At 66.3% G+C, this 3,206-nt stretch carries 4 protein-coding genes; all 4 read left to right on the top strand.

Features of this window, described 5'->3' with window-relative positions:
• Positions 1-1,219: lysine--tRNA ligase (locus QN345_RS17125; RefSeq protein ID WP_323508940.1), on the top strand; the 1,219-nt coding region annotated here is incomplete at its 5' end.
• Positions 1,220-1,224: 5 nt separating this feature from the next.
• Positions 1,225-1,437: a hypothetical protein gene (locus tag QN345_RS17120; RefSeq protein ID WP_134446299.1), complete on the top strand. Its 213-nt coding sequence runs from the start codon at positions 1,225-1,227 to the stop codon at positions 1,435-1,437.
• Positions 1,438-1,449: 12 nt separating this feature from the next.
• Positions 1,450-1,623 (top strand): hypothetical protein, encoded by a 174-nt coding sequence (locus QN345_RS17115; protein WP_166787248.1) that lies wholly within the window; start codon positions 1,450-1,452, stop codon positions 1,621-1,623.
• A gap of 6 nt (positions 1,624-1,629) precedes the next feature.
• Complete coding sequence (gene cls / locus QN345_RS17110) at positions 1,630-3,093, top strand: cardiolipin synthase (RefSeq protein WP_134446300.1); 1,464 nt, start codon at positions 1,630-1,632, stop codon at positions 3,091-3,093.
• The last annotated feature ends 113 nt before the right edge of the window (positions 3,094-3,206 follow it).

Raw genomic sequence — 3,206 nt, 5'->3', positions numbered from 1 at the left:
GATCCAGGCCATGGTCTCCCTCGCCGCCGTCGGCGTCGACTCCCTCGCCGCCTGGAAGGACCTCGTCGACCTCGGCGACCACCTCTTCGTCGCCGGAGAGGTCATCTCCTCCCGCCGTGGCGAGCTCTCCATCATGGTCACCGAATGGCAGGTCGCCGCGAAGGCCTTGCTGCCGCTGCCGAACCTGCACTCCGAGCTGAGCGAGGAGACCCGGGTGCGGAGCCGCTACCTCGACCTGATCAGTCGCGAGCAGGCCCGCCGCAGCGTCATCCAGCGCTCGCAGACCGTCGCGAGCCTGCGGAAGACCTTCACGGACCGGAACTTCCTGGAGATCGAGACGCCGATGCTCCAGGTGATGCACGGCGGAGCATCCGCTCGCCCGTTCTCGACCCACAGCAACGCCTTCGACACCGAACTCTTCCTGCGCATCGCGCCGGAGCTGTTCCTCAAGCGCGCGGTCGTCGGCGGCATCGACCGGGTCTACGAGATCAACCGCAACTTCCGCAACGAGGGTGCAGACTCGACGCACTCTCCCGAATTCGCGATGCTCGAGGCCTACGAGGCATACGGAGACTACAACTCGATCGCCGACCTCACCCAGACGCTGATCCAGAACGCGGCGACGGCGGTCTCGGGCTCGCACGTCGTGACCTGGGCGGACGGCACCGAGTTCGACCTCGGCGGCGACTGGGACCGGATCGGCATGTACGACAGCCTGTCCGCCGCGGTCGGCCGCACGATCTCCCCGGAGACCCCCCTCGCCGAGCTGCAGGAGCTCGCGGCCAGGGAGGACGTCGCGGTCGAGCACCCCATCCACGGCAAGTACGTCGAGGAACTCTGGGAGCACTTCGTCAAGGGCGGCCTCACCCGGCCCACCTTCGTGATGGACTTCCCCGTCGACACGAGCCCGCTCGTGCGCGGGCACCGATCGGTGGCCGGCGTCGTCGAGAAGTGGGACCTCTACGTGCGCGGCTTCGAACTCGCGACCGGGTACTCCGAGCTCGTCGACCCGGTCATCCAGCGGGAGCGTTTCGTCGAGCAGGCCCGCCTCGCGGCCGGCGGCGACCCGGAGGCGATGCGCCTCGACGAAGAGTTCCTGCGCGCCCTCGAGTACGGCATGCCGCCGACCGGTGGCATGGGCATGGGCATCGACCGGCTGCTGATGGCCCTCTCCGGCCTCGGCATCCGCGAGACCATCCTCTTCCCGTTGGTAAAGTGAAGGCCATGAACACCCAGCCGCAGGACGACACCACCCCGGACGAGCCTTCCCAGGCAGCGGATGCCATCGACAAGGCTCCGACGGACTCGGCCTCCGAGCCCAAAGCGCCCAAGGAGCGCCAGCCGATCACGACCAACCGCATCGTGCTGTGGGTGATCGTCGCCGCGATCGGGATCTACTTTGTCGGCACCGGCCTCTACGGCATCCTCGTCAAGTAGTCTGAGGGAACTATGGACTTCTTCTGGGGTGCGTTCTTCTCGATCCTGCCGACGGTCGCGCTCGGATTGATCTTCTGGGTCATCATGCGCTCGATCCTCAGGGCCGACCGCACCGAGCGGAAGGTGTATTCGGAGATCGAGGCCGAAGAGCGCGCGAAGCTCGGGCTCGAAAAGCCCGTCACCTAACCTCGCATGTTCGGCATCGACATCTCGACCTTCATCCTCATTGTGGCCTTGGTCGTCGATTTCACCATCCGCGTCGTCGCCATCATCGTCGTACCCCGCAACCGTCGCCCGACGTCGGGTATGGCCTGGTTGCTCGCGATCTTCTTCATTCCCTACATCGGTGCCCTCCTCTTCCTGATGATCGGCTACCGCACCCTGCCGAAGAAGCGGCTGGAGATGCAGGAGGAGATCAACCAGTTCATCCTCGAGAGCACCGACGGGATCGAGCAGGTGCGTCGCGACCACCCGTGGCCCGGCTGGCTCGAATCCGTGGTCGAGCTCAACCGCAACCTCGGGGCGATGCCGCTCGTCGGCGGCAACACCGCGCGCCTGCTCGGCGACTACGAGGCGACCTTCGCTGAGATGATCGTCGACATCGACAAGGCCGAGAGATGGGTGCACGTCGAGTTCTACATCCTCTCCCTCGACAAGACCACCGCACCGTTCTTCGACGCGATGGAGCGCGCGGTGCAGCGCGGCGTGACCGTGCGGGTGCTGATGGACCACATCCAGTCGATGCGTAAGCCCGGCTACCGCAAGACCCTCCGCCGGCTCACCGAATCCGGGGTCAAGTGGGAGCTCATGCTCCCGTTGCAGCCGTTCAAGGGCAAGTGGCAACGGCCGGACCTCCGCAACCATCGCAAGCTCGTGACCGTCGACGGCGTCGTCGGCTACATGGGCTCGCAGAACATCATCGACCGCACCTACAACATGAAGTCGAACATCCGGCGCGGGCTCAAGTGGAAAGACCTGATGACCCGGCTCGAGGGCCCGATCGTCGCCGGGCTCAACGCGATCTTCATCACCGACTGGTACGGCGAGACGAACGAGCTCCTCACCCGCGACATCCAGGCGGTGCAGCCCACGACGGCGCCGCACACCCTGGACTGCCAGGTCGTGCCTAGCGGGCCGGGGTTCGAGGGCGAGAACAACCTGCGGCTCTTCCTCGCGCTGCTCTACTACGCGCAGGAACGCATCGTGATCACGAGCCCGTACTTCGTGCCCGACGAGTCGATCATGTACGCGATCACGACCGCGACCCAGCGCGGGCTGCACGTCGAGCTCTTCGTCTCCGAGATCGGCGACCAGGCCCTCGTCTACCACGCCCAGCGGTCGTACTACGAGGAACTGCTCCGGGCCGGTGTGATCATCTACATGTATAAGGCCCCGTACGTGCTGCACGCCAAGCACTTCACGATCGACGACGAGGTCGCGGTGATCGGGTCGAGCAATATGGACATGCGCTCGTTCAGCCTCAACTTCGAGGTGTCCCTGATGGTGCGCGGCCGCAGCTTCGTGCGCGACCTGCGCGCGGTCGAGGACGGCTACCGGGCCGACAGCAAGTTGCTCACCCTCGATGACTGGATGAAGCAGCCGCTGCGCTCCACCATCCTCGACAACCTCGCCCGCCTCACCTCCGCCGTCCAGTAGCCCCCGCCCCCGCCCCCGCTTTCGCGAGCTGAGTTGCTGGGCGCGGCTCAGGCGCGGGGCTTGAGGCGCACCGTCGGGAGCTCGGGGGCGGGGAGTGCGGGCCCCGGGTAGCC

Source organism: Cryobacterium sp. 10I1 (genome assembly GCF_035019805.1).
In the GTDB taxonomy this organism is placed as follows: domain Bacteria; phylum Actinomycetota; class Actinomycetes; order Actinomycetales; family Microbacteriaceae; genus Cryobacterium; species Cryobacterium glucosi.
This window is presented reverse-complemented; position numbering and strand designations above follow the sequence as displayed.

Bases quoted from the DNA above. Each gene is read 5' to 3' on its own strand.
- QN345_RS17115 (WP_166787248.1), top strand. From the start codon at position 1,450: ATGGACTTCTTCTGGGGTGCGTTCTTCTCGATCCTGCCGACGGTCGCG.
- cls (WP_134446300.1), top strand. From the start codon at position 1,630: ATGTTCGGCATCGACATCTCGACCTTCATCCTCATTGTGGCCTTGGTC.
- QN345_RS17120 (WP_134446299.1), top strand. From the start codon at position 1,225: ATGAACACCCAGCCGCAGGACGACACCACCCCGGACGAGCCTTCCCAG.